Genomic DNA, 14,924 nt, shown 5'->3' with positions numbered 1-14,924 from the left:
GCAGAAATGGGAATCAGTTATGCGCATTCAGTTCGCCGCCCTCCGCGACGCCGCTAATCGCGTCGAGAACACGGAAATCCGCTCATTGGAAGGTCAGTTCTACATGATTCAGGTGCTGCTGGACGGACAGCGTCTGGTGCTTTCGGACAACGATAACCAGACGCTGCTGCTGCCCAGCATCCCCGCTGCCAACGAGCTGCTGGATGAAGCCGGTATCGCTACACGCGAGCTTGTCCATGACTCCGCCTACAACGAAATGGTGGGACTTGACGATGTGGGTATTGACCCGCTTCGGATCCCGACCGGGAGATACCGCTGATGCTTGCTATACGTCCACTTGCATTCATCTTCGGTCTGGCTGGGCTGATTCCCTTTCTGGCAACACTTGGGGTGGTGGTGTTTTCAACCCATCACGACGCACTCGGCATCCAGCTTTTCTACCTTTACAGTGCGGGCATTCTGGCCTTTCTTAGTGGTGTCTACTGGCCCGTGAGCATGCAGATCGGGGCACACAGCTACCCGCTTTCGCCCATCCACGCGATGTTCCTGAGTCAGGTCTTCTTTGTGTCGGCAGGCGTTACGCTGCTGCTGGGCTGGCATCTTCAGGCACTGATCTTTCCAGTGCTCTACATTCTGCTTTTCCTGACGGATTGGTTCGCTATGCCGGCTTATTGGCCGCGCTGGTATCTGCATCTGAGGCTGATGCTGACAACAGGCGTTGTGGCTTGCCAGGTGGCCGCGGCCACCTGGCTGTATCTGATGCATTAAGGAAGGCGTCAGTTACCGGCCACATCCGCGAACATGACCGCGTGCTCACGCAGCTTGCGCAGGGCACCCTTCTCAATCTGGCGCACCCGTTCACGGCTGATACCGAGCTCTTCGGAAATGACCTGGAGTGTCTCAGGCTCATCCCGGTTAATGCCGAAACGACGACCCAGGATATCCGCTTCGCGCTCGCGCAACAGATGAAAAAGGTCTTTCAGAAGACGTGCCTGATCGCGCTCTTCGAGTGGTGACTCCCCGTTGTCACTGCCCTCATCAGCGAGGGTATCACCCAGCTCCAGATCCCCATCACTGGAGATCGGCGTCGCTGTGGAGACTTCGGGGCGAGCAAAACCAAGCAGCTCATCTACCCGGGCCGGATTGGTTCCCGCAGCTTCCGCAAGTTCATAGCGGTCAGGCTGGGAGCCCGTTTCACGCTGGAGACGCGCTTCCACTGCCTGAAGCCGACGGATCTCGTCCACCACGTGGTCCGGCGTGCGCACGACACGGCGGCCTCGCTTAATGGCTCGCTTGACCTCTTCCGAAATCCACCAGTAAGCGTAGGTGGAGAACTTGAAACCACGGGTCGGATCGAAGCGTTCCACGGCTTTGATCAGGCCCAGATTGGCTTCCTGAATAAGATCCGGTAATGCCAGGCCACGGCCCTGCTGGCCACGGGCGATATAAACCGCCAGCCGCAGGTTGCTCTGTATGAGTTCACGTCGCCACCGCCGCAGGTCGGCAAGGTGCTGGCGCGCCTGCTCACTCAGGGTGCCGGTGTGGCTCTCCACCTGGGCGAGTACCTCCCGGATGGTCAGCGCCTCGGGTTGCGCTTCGTCGATTTCAGAGAGAAGCCCGCGCAACGTCTGCTGCAGTGACGCTCCCAGATCCCGCTCTTGCTCTTTACCCAGAAGAGAGAATCGATGCGCATCACGAAAATAGTGACCGACGACGGAGGCTGGCTCTTGATCATCCAGCAATTCCGGTTCGGCTGACGCCGGTTCCTTCCAGTTCTCCGTCGTATCGGCCCTGACGTCGTCAACCAGCTCCCGGTCACGCTGCTCCATTGGGTTTAACAGCGTATCCATAATATTCCCCTGGTTGATGGCTGTACTTAAATATACTTTATGCGGCCATTTATGGATGACTCAATGCATCCCTGAGTGTTACCTGGCGGGAGAGTGTGAGCCCCTGTCAGACAGGGGCTCAGGCGCGATAGTAACGCCCCATCAAAGCCATTGACTCGTGCAATTAGGCCGCAACAATGGCGTATTCGTGCTTGTGGGGCTCGATCAGCTTACCGTGCAGTGTGGCGATAGCCCGTTCGTAGTCGCTCTCCTCCACCACAAACTGCATATCCACCTGACGCATGCACTGGTGCATGGCCAGAACCGGGATTTCAGCTTCCTGCAGCGCATTAACAGCTGTAGCCAGAAGCCCTGGAACCTGCATGTCACTGCCAATCGCCGAGACCATGGCGACCTTGCGGGTGGAGATTTCAGCCGACGGGAAGACCTCTTCCAGCGCCTTAACCAGCCGCTTCACGTTACGCAGCGAGGTATCCACATAGTGTGTAATGGTGTTGGCGTTGGTGTCCTTGCTGATGAAGTGCACCTTGAAGCGCGACAGGATCTCCAGGAACTTGCGGTCCGCCCCGGGCTCGCCGAGCATATCCTGATCAAACACTTCGATACCGAAGACATGCCGCATTCCGGCCACAATCTCCACCTGCGGCTTTTCACTTACATAGTCGCGGGTGATCAGCGTGCCGGTGTGTTCAGGCTCAAACGTGTTCTTGAGCCGCAGCGGAATATCCGCCTGGCGCATGCCCTTGGCCGCGCGTGGGTGGATCGCTTCCATACCCAGGTTGGCCAGCTGGTCGCCTACGTCGTAGTTGGTGCGGCCCAGTGGCACCACCTTTTCAGCGTCCACAATTTTCGGATCGGCGGAACTCAGGTGATATTCTTTGTGGATCACTGCTTCGCGAGCTTCGGTCATGCACGCGATCCGGGAGAACGTCATCTCGCTGTAGCCACGGTCGAAGGTGCGCATCAGCCCTTCCTGGCACTGAGCGTATCCCGTGACGATGGCCAGTTCACGGCTCAGGTCGATCTTGTCGAAAGCCTGGGAGACCTTCTCATCCAGGGGCAGGGTCTCGGTATCGCGCCAGCCGGTGAGGTCCACCAGGCGGGCATTGTAGCCTTCGTTCTGCAGCAGCAGCGTGGTGTTGAAGGCGCTGTGTGCCTCGCCAATGCCCGCCAGCATCTCACGTACCGTCAGCAGGTGGTCCTCGAGCTGGAAATGCCCGTAAGAGCACAGGCGCTGGAGGTCCAGAAGACAGTTGCGTACCCCCTCGATGCGTTCGGCGATGAACTGGTCCGCCTGCTGGCTCAGCAGTTCATCACCGAAGAGCTCCTCATTGATCTCACAGAGAAACTTCGAAAGCTTGGTGAGCTCATCACCCCAAGCCCAGTCGGAATCCGATTGGGAGAACAGGGCATAAACGCCGGCATCGCCGGTTTTCTTGTGCTCCAGAAGCCGATCCGTGACACCGCCATAAGCGGAAACCACAAAGATGCGATTGTAGACGTCTCCGTCCTCGCGATTCGCAAGGATGATGTTGTCGCGAACGGCGGTATAATCCGACATGGACGTACCACCGATTTTTTCTACCGTATGATCTGCCATAGTACCGTTCTTGCGTTGATTCTGACTTTGCGCCCTGGAACCGGCCCATTGTTCTTGCATCCAGTATAGCCGGTTCCGTGACTGTGTGCTGTTTCAGTGCGCGTTCACGTCGAAGGGACCGATTCGCAACAGAATCTCGGAATCGTGATGCCCGCCGAAATGAACGTCACCATCAAAGAAGGTTTCCTTCTGGGTCTCCGCTGCCAGCTCCCGCGCAAAGGACATGAAAAGACCCCATGAGGCAGCGTTATCCTCGGTTATGGTCGTGTCCATGAAGCGTACATTGCGGCATGCCTGACGCTGCGCCACAAAACGCAGCATACGCTTGCCCAGACCAGTGCCACGCGCTTTTTCATGCACCGCCACCTGCCAGACAAAGACGGTCTCCGGCTTAATGGGTGGAATATACGCGGAAATGAAGCCCACCAGCTCACCGTCGAGTTCGGCAGCGACGCCGGTCTCCGCGAAGTGAGTGCACTGGAGGAGATTGCAGTAGATGGAATTAGGGTCGAGAGGCGGGCATTCGGCAATCAGCCGGTGTAACCGGTAGCCGTCTGTATCCTTCGGTTGCCTGAGCTCGATTGCCTCCGCCCTGGAGGTCTCGCTGGTCATTCGGTCTTGAGTTCACCCAGCCATCGGAGCTGTGCCCGCTGTTCTGGCTGAATGCCTTTGCCGTTGATTTTAAGGGCGTTTACCCAGCCCCGTATGGGATAATACGTAGTCCATTATAAAGGTTGGCTGGTGAAAATGGAACCAGCGCCAATGGAAGGGCTTTGTCTTGACCCTGAAAATCGCCCTGGGGTATTTTTTCATTTGTCGATCTGAAGGACCAGGTAACCGACAGTCATCCGTCTACCTCCGGCTGTCAGACGCCTCACTTGAAAGGAATCAAACCCAATGAAGACAGACTCCGTACTCTCCCGATACAACACAGCCAATTTCGATACCAAGCCCGTTCTGGCACTGGCCAACCTCATGGGGCTTTCCAAGCCCTGCCTTGATGAGATCAAGAGTTCCCCATCAAAGTACGCACCCCATGTGACTGGCGTGGCCCTTTACCGCCATCTCCCGGAACAGAAACAGTGCCTGGTCCTAAGACGCATGCTCGATCAACTACCCCGGGACTCCCGTGTCCTGAGGGATCTCCGGAAGTTGATCGGTTTCCAGCGAGTCCAGCCTTACTGGTTTATGTGGTCACTCAGTGATGAGGAGCTAAAAGAGTTTTTTGCCTTTAACCAGAAAGTTGCCTCTGTTACCGATCAAACGAAGATACCGGAAGTCACAACCGATGTGACCGTCGCTGGCGTCGCGGGAACGATCCTGACGGTGCTCAGCAAAGGGTTTAAAGGGGCGGTTTCGGATACAGTCCGGGCATTGTGCTCAAGCCCATTGGTCAAGGCAGTCGCTGATCGATTCGGCAAGGATCCTGAAAAAGCCCTGCGCTATGGCGGTGCAACCGTCTTTGTTTTCATCCTCATCGCGGGCATCAATATCCTAGCTAGGAACAGTTCCGAAGAAGCCCGAAGAGAGCTTGCCGCGCGGGGCCTCCTAGTCTATGAGGATCTCTGAATGTACGGCTTCCTAGCCCTCATAGCGACCTGGTTCCTCCGCATGACGATCATCAACGGTATGAGCAGTGGGAGGATAACCTCCGGTCTGTGGGCATCCCTGGCGCACGGTCTGCTTAGTGCGGTGCTGTTCGCGTTTTCAGGTGTGTTGCTGTTTGCTCCCTTCATTGAAACGGAAAGCTCCAGGGCGCTTTTTCTTCTCCTGGTTGCGTGTTTCGCTTCTTTCACCTATCTGGGCTACCGAAGAGCCAGCGACCAGAGACAGGCAATACTGGATACACAGGATTGGAGAAGCAGGACATGAGCATGAGGCGACATCTGACAACCCTCCTGGTTTCAGCCCTATTACTCTCGTCAGGTGTGTCACAGGCTTTCGCTAATGAATCTGCACATTCCCCTGAAGCATTGCTGCCCCTGGCTCGTCTTCTATACAAGATCAGCTTTTGCGGGAGTGTCGCCGAACACGAGGGAAGACATAAGCATAGTGAGTCCTTTCTTGAGATCAATGCGCAGCTGGAAACCACCATACTCAAAGCTGGCTGGTCTTCCTCGCAGCTCGCAAATGCTATGCAGTTGGTTACCAGGGAGGGTTTCCCAGAGCTTAAGCCCGACCCCGATGAAACCATGCGGGAGTTCGCCCGGCGACATTTCACCGAGAAACGATGTCAGTCCGTCCGGCAAGATGCTTCTTCCAGAATAGACGCCGGAATACCTTCTCCTGAAGCCAAGAGGATTGAGAGAGAAGAAAATGGGGACAGCTCCTCATGATGCTCGCTGGAGCAATACTGGCACTCGGCGCTTCGATCATTTTCTATCACTGGCAGGTCGGCCGACTGCCACCCGAGTCGTGTATCAGTACAGTGGAGAGCTGGATTAAAACTATTATTCCTGCCTCAGCATTGGCCTCATCCTCCACAACTATAATGGCAATAAGCCTGTTCCCGGAATTTGAAATGGCGCTGGGACTGCTGCTGTGGGCTTGTTTTGCAGGATTGATGGATGCTGACTGCAGAGGCCTCCTGACAGGGAGCTGCAAACGGATTTCATGAGTAACCTCACAACCCCGTTGGCACTCAAAACCAAATTCAAGCCCAACAGATCAACATTGCGATCTTGTCGAGAAGGGCACAGCACAAGCTTCTTGTGTAACACTCCGTGATCCGAAACGTCTAAAGCTGTTCGTGCCAGCTTGAGGAGTTCAATGATGCTCCGAGAAAGAATTGAAAACGCGCTCTGGGGCGCGTTCGTGGGGGATGCCCTTGGAATGCCCTCACACTGGTATTACACCGATGACGAGCTGAAACGGGACTTTCCAGACGGCATCAGGGGCTACCAAGCCCCACCGCACCCGCACCCGAGCTCCTTCCTGGTGGGGGCCCGCTATCAACCCGACACCGACAGCGCCACGACGCTCTCCAGACCCTATGACATCCTCCAGGAACACGCCCGCTTCTACCGGACGTCCTACAGTCATTTCGGGTTTACCACCGACGCCCGGGAACAGGCCCACGGCAATGCCGCTGCAGGTGAATCCAAACGCTACCATTACCACCACGGGCTAGAGGCCGGCGAGAACACACTGGGGGCGGATCTCCTGCGCCTGCTGATGCGCTCCGTTACCCAGCATGGCGGGTACAGCCAGACAGGTTTCCTTTCTGATTTCATCGGCTTCATGACCACGCCCGGCGCCATCCCGGATCCCTATAGGGAGACCTACCTCCGAAAGTGGTTTTAGGCCTACGCCACTGGCATGGCCATGACCCACCAGCAGCTGACCCATCGCTCCGAGCTGGTCAGTACCGGGTTGGCCGTCTTCATCCCGATGCGCCTCAGGCTGATCAACGGTGACGCCCTGACCCGGGTCATCACCGACACGGCCCCAACGCTCTGGAAGCCGACCATTACCGGCGACGAACCCGGGCGCGAATACCGTACACCGGGGTATGATCCTGGGAGTGCTCCTGGGAACAATACAGCCTGTCGATGAGTCATTCAGGAAGGGCTTGGTGCAAAATGAGGCGCTCGAGGCAGACATCAGTGGGATGGCTTCCACCCCCAACGCTTCCGCCAGTTCTGGCAACAGACCACGGACGAGGCTCTTGAAGCAGAATGACCCACATCAGGAGACGCAATAATGAGTACCTCAGGATGGTTCTCTCCACTGGCGATGGTGTTAGGAACAGGCGGTCAGCGTTTGGATGTTCGAGCTCGACCTGCGCCCCCGGACGGAGCCATTCCGACGGTTCGAGGGCGAGCATGGAAGGCACTCGACTATACTTGCTCCGACAGATCCAACAAGTTGCCGAACATACAGGCCAAGACAAAGGTGATTATGACAGAGTCCAACCAATTACCGCCGATTCTTCGCGATAAGCATTGGCACGAGCCCTCCGCTTTCACGCCAGAAAGCCTCCTGCGAGAAGCACGCCGCCAGAAACAGGCATCGACCTCACCAGTGCCTGAGGTATGCATTCTCGATCCGGACGGCGACATTGTGCGCAGCAAACGCGCCGCAGGGCTGACCCGACGTCACACAGACTGGGTCTGTTATCACACCGAACTCGACGTGATCTCGCTGGGAGACCGGGAGGTGGGCATCGTCGGATGTGCCGTAGGGTCCGCTTTCGCCGTTCTGGTGGCAGAGGAGCTCTTCGCCTGCGGTTGTCGGCTTCTACTGAGTCTGACCTCGGCAGGCCAGCTTACGCCGGTGCAGCAACCGCCCTATTTTGTCCTGATCAACCGGGCGCTTCGGGATGAGGGGACGAGTTATCATTACTGCCCACCCTCCGATTACAGCCACGCGCCTGCCAATCTGGTAACCGCATTTGAGGAAGGCTCGGGCGTGCTTCCCGCCCCAGTAATAACCGGAGCAAGCTGGACCACGGATGCCCCTTTCCGTGAAACCGAAACCGCGATCGACCACCACCGGGAGCAAGGCTTGCTGGCCGTCGAGATGGAGGCAGCGGCACTGTATGCCTTCGCCGAAGCTCGGGCGTGTTCAGTGCTTTGCTTCGCGCACGTGACCAACCAGATGGGCCAGGAAGGTGATTTCGAGAAAGGAGACGGCAACGGCGTGAACGATGCACTAGCGCTTATCGAACGGGCCGCCCAGCGGCTTCTTCCTCTTTAACCGCAGCCGCCTGAACGCACCCCTTCCAGGCGGCCATCATGCATCCAGGCTAGGGGATTCAGCTTTTCAGACGCCGACGGTGATAGCGCCCCAGCCACTGGATCACCTTCTGCGGCGCATGGGCTTTCTTCCACTCGCCCGCCGCGAACTTAACGCTCTCGTTCCAGGTCGGGTAGGGGTGGATGGTGCCCAGAATCTTGTTCAGGCCGATCCCGTGCTTCATGGCCAGGATGAACTCAGTGAGCAGTTCACCGCCGTGCTCCCCGGCCACCGTCGCGCCCAGGATCCTGTCCTTGCCGCGCGGCGTGATGACCTTGATGAAACCGTGGTCTTCGCTCTCGGCAATGGCGCGGTCCAGGTCGTCCAGGCCATAGGTGGTGACCTCATAATCGATGCCCTGTTCCCGGGCTTCCGCCTCATTGAGGCCTACCCGGCCTACCTCCGGTGAGGTGAAAGTTACCCAGGGCGTGACCGAGTAATCCACACGGAAGCGCTTGAACTGCCCGAAGAGCGCGTTCACCGCCGCGTGCCAGGCCTGGTGGGCGGCCATGTGGGTGAACTGGTAGGGCCCGGCCACGTCGCCGCAGGCGAAGATGTTGGGATAGACCACACTCAGGTCTTCATTGGTGGGAACCGTGCCTTGAGGACCGGGCTCGATGTTCAGGGCCTCAAGACCCAGACCTTCGGTATTGCCCTTGCGCCCCACGGCCACCAGGACCCGGTCAAACGGAATTCGCACCGTCTCGCCGCCGTGTTCGCAATAGACCACGCGCTCGCCGTCCTCGACCGCGAAACGGCTGGCCTTGTGGCCCAGACGGACGTCCGCGCCTTCCTCGCGGAAGCGGTCGAGGACCAGTTCCGAGACGTCGGTATCCTCGCGGGGCAGGAGCCGATCCCCCTGCTCAATCTGCGTGACCATCGTACCCAGCCTCGCAAACGCCTGGCTGAGTTCGGAGCCGATGGGGCCGCCCCCGAGCACCACCAGGCGCCCCGGCTGCTCCTCGATCTCCCAGAGGTTTTCCGAGGTCAGTGGATCGACGTCCTCCACGCCCGGAATCGGTGGCACGAACGGCTTACCACCAGTGGCGATGACCACAGTCCGGCTGGTGATGCGGCGTTTGGCGCCGTCCTCGTCCAACTCAATTTCCCAGGGCGTCACGAAGCGTGCTGAGCCCTGGATGCAGTCCACGCCCAGGCTGGTAAACCGCTCCACGGAATCATTGGGCTCGATGGTTTGAATCACGCTGTGAATCCGCTTCATCACATTGGCGAAGGGCACCTTCGGCTCGCTGGCGTCCAGCCCGTAACGGTCCGCTTGGCGCATCATCTGGGCAACCTTGCCTGAGCGGATCAGTGCCTTGGAAGGCACGCAGCCGGTATTGAGGCAATCACCGCCCATCTTCCCACGCTCCACCAGCGCCACCTTAGCGTTCACGGTGGCCCCGATGTAGGCGGAGACCAGCCCGGCGCTCCCGCCCCCGATCACGACCATGTTGTAGTCAAAGTGCTCGGGTTTGTCGAAATCCGCATAGAGGCGCTTTTTCTGGACGCGACCCACCACGAATTTGGCGATGAGCGGGAAGACGCCCAGCAACACAAAAGACAGAAGCAGTTCCGGCGAGACAATGTCGCTCATGCGCTCGATCTGCGCGAGCTGAGTGCCGGCGTTCACGTAGACGGCGGTGCCCGGCAGCATGGCCAGCTGGCTGACCCAGTAGAAGGTCCAGGTCTTCATACCGGTCAGACCCAACACAATGTTGATCACGAAGAACGGAAACACCGGGATCAGGCGCAGGGTGGCGAGGTAAAAGGCGCCGTCGCGCTGGATGCCGTCATCAATCTTTTTCAGATAGGTCGCGTAACGGGCCTTGAGCGTGTCACGGAACAGGAAGCGGGCCACCAGGAAGGCCAGCGTGGCTCCAACCGTGGAGGCAAACGAAATCACCAGTAGACCCCAGCCCAGCCCGAACAGGGCGCCGCCGGCCAGCGTCATGACGGCAGCGCCAGGCAGGGAGAGTGCCGTGACAGCCACATAGACGACGAATAACACGGCGAGGCTGAGCAACAGATTACTCTCAATCAACTCGCTCAGTTGCTCCTGTTGCGCCTTGAGGACCGACAGTTCAAGAAAGCGGCCCAGGTCAAACAGGAAAAAGGCACCCACCAGCAACGCGATGACGCCTAAAACGATCTTTTTACTGTTGCTCATTCCGGAATCCTTCTGGTTGTGAATGGCTCACTTGCGTTGAGACGTCACCGGATGGCTTACGTTACAGCGACCGCACCAGTTTGGACACCGGGGGAGGGGATTGGAACAGCCAGTATCCGTGTAACAGTCCATACTTTGCTGTGTCTGTCTCCCTGAACGCCCACCAACAAACTCAAGGAGGTGCTTCATGGCGACCGCCACAAATACAACGCAGGCAGCAGGCATTTCATGGCCTCGCACGGTGGAGGTCGGGCTGATCGCGGCCATCATCCCATCGTTTTTCATGGTGCCAATGTTCAATCTGGGGCTCTCGCCCATGCCGGCGCCGCCCAGCCTGGAATTCGCCGAGATGGTACTCGGCACGGACCTTCCGATGCCGGTTGGTTTACTGTTCCATCTCGCTTATGTGATGGCCTGGACCCTCGTCTATGTGATCGTCCTCAATCCAAGATCCCTGAAGTCAGCTCTGGCCCTTGCGGGCGTGCTCTGGCTGGGGGTTCTGTTCGTTTTCTTTCCGTTGTTCGGCTGGGGGATCGCGGGTACGGCGATCAGCATGAAGCTGATTCCCGCTTCTTTCATTCCCCATATTCTGTTCGGCCTCGCGCTCTGGGGCGGCAGTCGCCTGCTTACTCCCAGGCGTTGAGCAGGCCTTTAATGCGGCCCTTGTGTCATGGTCGTTGGCGCTGGGTGACAGCTCTCAATACCCGCAAGACTGCTCACCCCGGATAACCGTTGAAAATATGAGCAAGGGCTGGCCTCATTCGGTTTCGTCAATCCAGGGCATTGTCCGGTGATCAAAACCCGCCTGGATCGACGATTTGATGATGTCGAAATAGGGGGATGCATCGAAATCACGCGGTACAAACAGCGAGTGATGACGGATTCGATAATAGGCGTCACGACATCCTTCACAGTTCGGGTTATCGGACGGGACATGGATGCGCTGGGGGAGAATCGGATACCGGATATGCTGAAAGCTCTGAGCGATGAACGTTGAACAGATGGCACGGGTCGGATCGCCACTGCCCAGAGCCAGCATCTGACGACGATAGCGCGTCGGCACCGGCGGCGTTGGGCACAGGTAGCGTGCCAGGTCCACCACATTCCTCAGATCATAGGTGTCCCCGACCCGGTTTCTGGCATGGGTCGTCAGCGTCCGCACATCCTGTTCGTCCAGCCCAACCGGCCGGCACACCCGTGTGTGCATGTGACGGTAGAACGACAGTGGCAGCGTTCGAATGCCCGCCTCAAGGTCGGCCTCGACCAGAACATGCGGTTCGCCGTCACTGGCGACCGGCAGACCGGCATCCGGCCCGAGATAGAGAGCCGCATGCGACCAGGTCGATTGGGTCAGGTACCGAATGGCGACACTAATGCGTGCATCACCTTCCACCAACAGTACATCAGCCGGTTGCAGGGCTGCACTGAGCGCCTCAAAGGTTGCGGTACTGACCGAGTGCGTGACCACCTTCCGTGACAGGTAAGCAGCGAGTAAACGAGATAACCAGCGGAACAGCATGCAAACCTCCTGAGCGGGGACGCTCCTTTTCCGCTGGGACGCTCGGGCCAGGGCCGCGTTACACCTCGCGGCAGGAACTGCTCCGGAGCAACACCACCATGTCTTCGGCAAGCTGTTCAACTGACGCCGCATCCACCTCACGGTGGGCGAAGGTTCGCAGTGCCATGATCTGTGCTTGCCAGAGCCGTGCCAGACGCGCGCAGTCGCTCCCACGGGGCAGCTCACCCTGATCCATGGCGCTTTCCAGCAGGGCGGTCAGATCACTTTCGATCCGATCAAAAAGCTGGTTGACAGTGTGACTCAATCCGGGTGTATCCGCTGTCACCTCGAGCAGCGTCTTCACCATCATGCAGGCCGACACCGGCGCGGACTGCGCCCCCGCGCTGCCTGTCGCTTCTGTTGCAAGGCGACGGAGGTAGGCGGACAAACCTTCCAGAACCCGTTCATGGGCCTCCAACACTTCCTCCATACCCTGAACGAGCTGCTGGTAATAGGTCATAAGTGCTGCCTCGAACAACTGCTCCTTGCTCCCAAAGGCGGCATAGATGCTGCCCGGGCGCATATCCAGCGTGGCTTCCAGGTCCTTGAGCGAGCAGGCGTGATACCCCTTTTCCCAGAAAAGATGGGCGGCCCGCTCCAGCGATATGGCGTAATCGTGTCGCGCAGTGCGTGGCATAATGGAAAGCTTTTTGAGTTTTCGCTCAATTATAACTTGAGTGATCGCTCAAAACCAGTTATTGTTCTCCTTTTCTTGAGTGGTTACTCAAGATTACACAGTCATTACAAGGCAGGAGATCCCATGACCACATTCCAGCTTCACGACACCCAGAGCGCACCCTCGGATGCCAAACCCATTCTTGAAGGCTCGCAGAAATCCATGGGCATGATCCCGAACCTGCATGCAGTACTCGCCGAGGCGCCGCAGACGCTCAAGGCCTACGGTACACTGCACGAGCTATTCACCAACACCAGCCTCAATAACGATGAGATCACCGTGGTCTGGCAGACCATCAACGTTGAGCACGAGTGCACCTATTGCGTGCCGGCCCATACCGCCATTGCCAAGCAGATGGGTGTGTCGGATGACATCTCCCAGGCACTGCGTGATGAAACGCCTCTTCCGGATGAAAAACTGGAAGCACTGAGGACATTCACAAAGCAGGTCATCGCCAAACGCGGTAATGTCGAAAAGACGGACTTGGCCGCGTTCTTCAAGGCCGGCTATGGCCAGCAGCAGGTGCTCGAAGTCATCCTCGGGCTCGCGCAGAAGACCATCAGCAACTACGTTAACCATATAGCGGAAACCCCGGTAGATGAGCCATTCCAGGCACTCGCCTGGAAGCGTGCATAACCAGGACCGTGGAGACGGCCCGAATCCGTGGAACGGATGCTAAGGATTACTTCAAGACGGTCCACAGTGTGCGGGAGCTGAGCATGTCCATGCCGGATCCGGACGGATCCGGCATCTGCTTTTGCTCATACACCGGAGGGCCGTTATGATTCACAACCATGACAGGCCGCAATGAGCGAAGACATGGAGCAGGCAGCAACGGAAGAACAGCACTTGGTTGGCCGTCTTCGCCAGCGCGACGCCAGCGCCTACCACGAGGCCGTCCAGCGCTTTTCCGGTTCCATGCTGGCAACGGCGCGCAGCATGCTCGATCCGGCCACGGCGGAGGATGTCGTTCAGGAAACCTGGGTGGCGGTGATTGATGCCATTGATGGCTTCGAGGGGCGCTCGGCGCTCAAGACCTGGCTCTGTACCATCACGGCGAACCGCGCACGCAACCGGCTGCGCAAGAGTAACCGGGAAACACTGACGGACTTCCAGTCCCCGCTCGATCCATCGCTGGAGCGGCGATTCAATGAGGGTGGCAGCTGGGCCCAACCTACTCCGCCCTGGGGCTCGGAATCCGCCGATGAGCTGCTGTCCAACGAAGCCCTCAAGGAATGCCTCGATAAGCACTTCGAAGCCCTGCCCGAAACCCAGCGATCCGTATTGATGATGCGCGAGATCCAGCAGATGGAGGCGGACGATGTCTGCCGGATACTGGGGCTCAGCTCCGCTAACCTCAGGGTCAGCCTGCACCGGGCGCGGCAGAAACTCTTTACCATGATTGAAGGCTTCCGGGAGACGGGTGAATGCTGAAGTGCCACGAAGTAACCGCACTGGCAAGTGACTGGCTGGACGGGGAACTCACCGTCGGCCAGAGGATGAAGGTGCGCCTCCACCTGATGATGTGCCGGCATTGCCGAAACCTGGTTGATGGCCTCGCGACAACCCAACGCATTCTGGGACAGCGGGTCGAATCCGAGGCGGCGATCCCCGATCAGTTTCTCCAACGCACGACCAGCGCTCTGGAGGCTCGCCTGTCGGAAGGTGCATCACAGGGACCCCCCAACGGCAATATTGCCGTTTCCGACGCAGCCGGCAATGATCCGGCTTTCCACCCGCTTCAGGAAACGTCCGACGACAGAGTCCTGGCCATTTTCGATGAAATCCGCCAGAAAGAGGGCTACGTGCCCAACCTTTTCAGGACCTATGCCCATAACCCGGATCTGCTCGAACAGGCCTGGAGCCGCGTGAAGTCGCTGATGTATAACGGCCAGCTGTCGCCGCGGCTGAAAAATGCGATCGCTACCATCGTTTCCCAAGACAATGGCTGTGACTACTGCGTAGCCCACCATAAACGAATGCTGAAGACGCTCGGTGTCGAGCCAAGCGATCTATCAACCTTCATGGCGACATCAGAGCCTGTTTTCCTGGGGCCGATGGACGCCGCCCTACTGCAACTCGCCCGCGAGGCAAACCGCAACCCCCATGGCATGCCGCCGGACCTTATCGCCAACACACGGGCGGCTGGTGCCAGTGATTCCGCCGTCATGGAAGCAATCGGCGTAATGGAGCTCTACAGCTCCTTCAACCGCATGCTCGATTCCCTGAACGTGGCGCTGGAACCGGAGATGGCCAGCGAACTCTGAGCCCCGATCCCCTGTAACAACACTGCCTCCAGCGTGTCTCCTGCCCATCGGACCAGGATGGTGGTA

Annotated in this window: 18 protein-coding genes; 12 read left to right on the top strand and 6 right to left on the bottom strand. The window is 58.3% G+C overall.

The window, feature by feature from the left end:
* Positions 1–19: 19 nt before the first annotated feature.
* Together AAF659_RS08225 and AAF659_RS08220 are read left to right on the top strand one after the other, a co-directional pair.
* Positions 20–319: a DUF6482 family protein gene (locus AAF659_RS08225; RefSeq protein ID WP_349751248.1), complete on the top strand. Its 300-nt coding sequence runs from the start codon at positions 20–22 to the stop codon at positions 317–319.
* The gene (locus AAF659_RS08220) at positions 319–768 is read left to right on the top strand and encodes a DUF3429 domain-containing protein (RefSeq protein ID WP_349751247.1); all 450 of its coding nucleotides are present in this window, start codon (positions 319–321) and stop codon (positions 766–768) included. Before AAF659_RS08225 ends, AAF659_RS08220 begins: the two co-directional genes overlap by 1 nt.
* Positions 769–776: 8 nt before the next feature.
* On the opposite strand, the gene AAF659_RS08215 is transcribed toward AAF659_RS08220, so the two are convergent.
* The 3 genes from AAF659_RS08215 to ectA form a co-directional block, all read right to left on the bottom strand.
* Positions 777–1,850 (bottom strand): sigma-70 family RNA polymerase sigma factor, encoded by a 1,074-nt coding sequence (locus AAF659_RS08215; protein WP_349751246.1) that lies wholly within the window; start codon positions 1,848–1,850, stop codon positions 777–779.
* A gap of 163 nt (positions 1,851–2,013) precedes the next feature.
* Positions 2,014–3,450, bottom strand: coding sequence for an aspartate kinase (locus AAF659_RS08210; RefSeq protein ID WP_349751245.1), 1,437 nt, complete (start codon positions 3,448–3,450; stop codon positions 2,014–2,016).
* A 93-nt stretch (positions 3,451–3,543) separates the two neighbouring features.
* Entirely contained in the window at positions 3,544–4,062 is a 519-nt protein-coding gene (gene ectA / locus AAF659_RS08205; protein WP_349751244.1) for a diaminobutyrate acetyltransferase, read from the bottom strand.
* A gap of 285 nt (positions 4,063–4,347) precedes the next feature.
* Here ectA and AAF659_RS08200 point away from each other — a divergent pair, with 285 nt between their 5' ends.
* The 6 genes from AAF659_RS08200 (at position 4,348) to AAF659_RS08175 (ending at position 8,148) form a co-directional block, all read left to right on the top strand.
* A complete protein-coding gene (locus tag AAF659_RS08200; protein WP_349751243.1) occupies positions 4,348–5,019 on the top strand; it encodes a hypothetical protein in 672 nt (223 codons plus the stop codon).
* On the top strand, positions 5,020–5,322 hold the full coding sequence (locus AAF659_RS08195; protein ID WP_349751242.1) for a hypothetical protein: 303 nt from the start codon (positions 5,020–5,022) through the stop codon (positions 5,320–5,322).
* Between the two features lie 2 nt (positions 5,323–5,324).
* Positions 5,325–5,786 (top strand): hypothetical protein, encoded by a 462-nt coding sequence (locus AAF659_RS08190; RefSeq protein WP_349751241.1) that lies wholly within the window; start codon positions 5,325–5,327, stop codon positions 5,784–5,786.
* A 433-nt stretch (positions 5,787–6,219) separates the two neighbouring features.
* A complete protein-coding gene (locus AAF659_RS08185; RefSeq protein ID WP_349751240.1) occupies positions 6,220–6,753 on the top strand; it encodes an ADP-ribosylglycohydrolase family protein in 534 nt (177 codons plus the stop codon).
* A 21-nt stretch (positions 6,754–6,774) separates the two neighbouring features.
* Positions 6,775–7,005 (top strand): hypothetical protein, encoded by a 231-nt coding sequence (locus tag AAF659_RS08180; protein WP_349751239.1) that lies wholly within the window; start codon positions 6,775–6,777, stop codon positions 7,003–7,005.
* A 345-nt stretch (positions 7,006–7,350) separates the two neighbouring features.
* Positions 7,351–8,148, top strand: a complete 798-nt coding sequence (locus tag AAF659_RS08175) for a nucleoside phosphorylase (RefSeq protein WP_349751238.1) — start codon at positions 7,351–7,353, stop codon at positions 8,146–8,148.
* A gap of 58 nt (positions 8,149–8,206) precedes the next feature.
* Here AAF659_RS08175 and AAF659_RS08170 read toward each other — a convergent pair whose 3' ends face one another.
* Positions 8,207–10,357, bottom strand: coding sequence for a dihydrolipoyl dehydrogenase family protein (locus tag AAF659_RS08170; RefSeq protein ID WP_349751237.1), 2,151 nt, complete (start codon positions 10,355–10,357; stop codon positions 8,207–8,209).
* A 187-nt stretch (positions 10,358–10,544) separates the two neighbouring features.
* On the opposite strand from AAF659_RS08170, the gene AAF659_RS08165 reads away from it, so the two are divergent.
* The gene (locus AAF659_RS08165; protein ID WP_349751236.1) at positions 10,545–11,000 is read left to right on the top strand and encodes a hypothetical protein; all 456 of its coding nucleotides are present in this window, start codon (positions 10,545–10,547) and stop codon (positions 10,998–11,000) included.
* A 114-nt stretch (positions 11,001–11,114) separates the two neighbouring features.
* Here the strand turns inward: AAF659_RS08165 and AAF659_RS08160 are convergent, their stop codons facing one another.
* Positions 11,115–11,876 carry a C40 family peptidase gene (locus tag AAF659_RS08160; protein ID WP_349751235.1) on the bottom strand — a complete coding sequence of 254 codons (762 nt, stop codon included), beginning with the start codon at positions 11,874–11,876 and terminating at the stop codon, positions 11,115–11,117.
* A 58-nt stretch (positions 11,877–11,934) separates the two neighbouring features.
* Positions 11,935–12,552 (bottom strand): TetR/AcrR family transcriptional regulator, encoded by a 618-nt coding sequence (locus tag AAF659_RS08155; RefSeq protein ID WP_349751234.1) that lies wholly within the window; start codon positions 12,550–12,552, stop codon positions 11,935–11,937.
* 123 nt (positions 12,553–12,675) lie between these two features.
* Here AAF659_RS08155 and AAF659_RS08150 point away from each other — a divergent pair, with 123 nt between their 5' ends.
* The 3 genes from AAF659_RS08150 (at position 12,676) to AAF659_RS08140 (ending at position 14,858) form a co-directional block, all read left to right on the top strand.
* Positions 12,676–13,227 carry a carboxymuconolactone decarboxylase family protein gene (locus AAF659_RS08150; protein ID WP_349751233.1) on the top strand — a complete coding sequence of 184 codons (552 nt, stop codon included), beginning with the start codon at positions 12,676–12,678 and terminating at the stop codon, positions 13,225–13,227.
* A 171-nt stretch (positions 13,228–13,398) separates the two neighbouring features.
* On the top strand, positions 13,399–14,025 hold the full coding sequence (locus tag AAF659_RS08145) for an RNA polymerase sigma factor (RefSeq protein WP_349751232.1): 627 nt from the start codon (positions 13,399–13,401) through the stop codon (positions 14,023–14,025).
* Positions 14,019–14,858 carry a peroxidase-related enzyme gene (locus tag AAF659_RS08140; RefSeq protein WP_349751231.1) on the top strand — a complete coding sequence of 280 codons (840 nt, stop codon included), beginning with the start codon at positions 14,019–14,021 and terminating at the stop codon, positions 14,856–14,858. The genes AAF659_RS08145 and AAF659_RS08140 overlap by 7 nt, the downstream gene beginning before the upstream one ends.
* Positions 14,859–14,924: the final 66 nt, after the last annotated feature.

This window comes from Salicola sp. Rm-C-2C1-2 (genome assembly GCF_040196175.1).
In the GTDB taxonomy this organism is placed as follows: domain Bacteria; phylum Pseudomonadota; class Gammaproteobacteria; order Pseudomonadales; family Oleiphilaceae; genus Halospina.
This window is presented reverse-complemented; position numbering and strand designations above follow the sequence as displayed.

What these genes read in the sequence shown, in the direction of transcription:
- AAF659_RS08225 (WP_349751248.1), top strand. Translation starts at nt 20, where the DNA reads ATGCGCATTCAGTTCGCCGCCCTCCGCGACGCCGCTAATCGCGTCGAG.
- AAF659_RS08220 (WP_349751247.1), top strand. Translation starts at nt 319, where the DNA reads ATGCTTGCTATACGTCCACTTGCATTCATCTTCGGTCTGGCTGGGCTG.
- AAF659_RS08215 (WP_349751246.1), bottom strand. Translation starts at nt 1,850, where the DNA reads ATGGATACGCTGTTAAACCCAATGGAGCAGCGTGACCGGGAGCTGGTT.
- AAF659_RS08210 (WP_349751245.1), bottom strand. Translation starts at nt 3,450, where the DNA reads ATGGCAGATCATACGGTAGAAAAAATCGGTGGTACGTCCATGTCGGAT.
- ectA (WP_349751244.1), bottom strand. Translation starts at nt 4,062, where the DNA reads ATGACCAGCGAGACCTCCAGGGCGGAGGCAATCGAGCTCAGGCAACCG.
- AAF659_RS08200 (WP_349751243.1), top strand. Translation starts at nt 4,348, where the DNA reads ATGAAGACAGACTCCGTACTCTCCCGATACAACACAGCCAATTTCGAT.
- AAF659_RS08195 (WP_349751242.1), top strand. Translation starts at nt 5,020, where the DNA reads ATGTACGGCTTCCTAGCCCTCATAGCGACCTGGTTCCTCCGCATGACG.
- AAF659_RS08190 (WP_349751241.1), top strand. Translation starts at nt 5,325, where the DNA reads ATGAGGCGACATCTGACAACCCTCCTGGTTTCAGCCCTATTACTCTCG.
- AAF659_RS08185 (WP_349751240.1), top strand. Translation starts at nt 6,220, where the DNA reads ATGATGCTCCGAGAAAGAATTGAAAACGCGCTCTGGGGCGCGTTCGTG.
- AAF659_RS08180 (WP_349751239.1), top strand. Translation starts at nt 6,775, where the DNA reads ATGACCCACCAGCAGCTGACCCATCGCTCCGAGCTGGTCAGTACCGGG.
- AAF659_RS08175 (WP_349751238.1), top strand. Translation starts at nt 7,351, where the DNA reads ATGACAGAGTCCAACCAATTACCGCCGATTCTTCGCGATAAGCATTGG.
- AAF659_RS08170 (WP_349751237.1), bottom strand. Translation starts at nt 10,357, where the DNA reads ATGAGCAACAGTAAAAAGATCGTTTTAGGCGTCATCGCGTTGCTGGTG.
- AAF659_RS08165 (WP_349751236.1), top strand. Translation starts at nt 10,545, where the DNA reads ATGGCGACCGCCACAAATACAACGCAGGCAGCAGGCATTTCATGGCCT.
- AAF659_RS08160 (WP_349751235.1), bottom strand. Translation starts at nt 11,876, where the DNA reads ATGCTGTTCCGCTGGTTATCTCGTTTACTCGCTGCTTACCTGTCACGG.
- AAF659_RS08155 (WP_349751234.1), bottom strand. Translation starts at nt 12,552, where the DNA reads ATGCCACGCACTGCGCGACACGATTACGCCATATCGCTGGAGCGGGCC.
- AAF659_RS08150 (WP_349751233.1), top strand. Translation starts at nt 12,676, where the DNA reads ATGACCACATTCCAGCTTCACGACACCCAGAGCGCACCCTCGGATGCC.
- AAF659_RS08145 (WP_349751232.1), top strand. Translation starts at nt 13,399, where the DNA reads ATGAGCGAAGACATGGAGCAGGCAGCAACGGAAGAACAGCACTTGGTT.
- AAF659_RS08140 (WP_349751231.1), top strand. Translation starts at nt 14,019, where the DNA reads ATGCTGAAGTGCCACGAAGTAACCGCACTGGCAAGTGACTGGCTGGAC.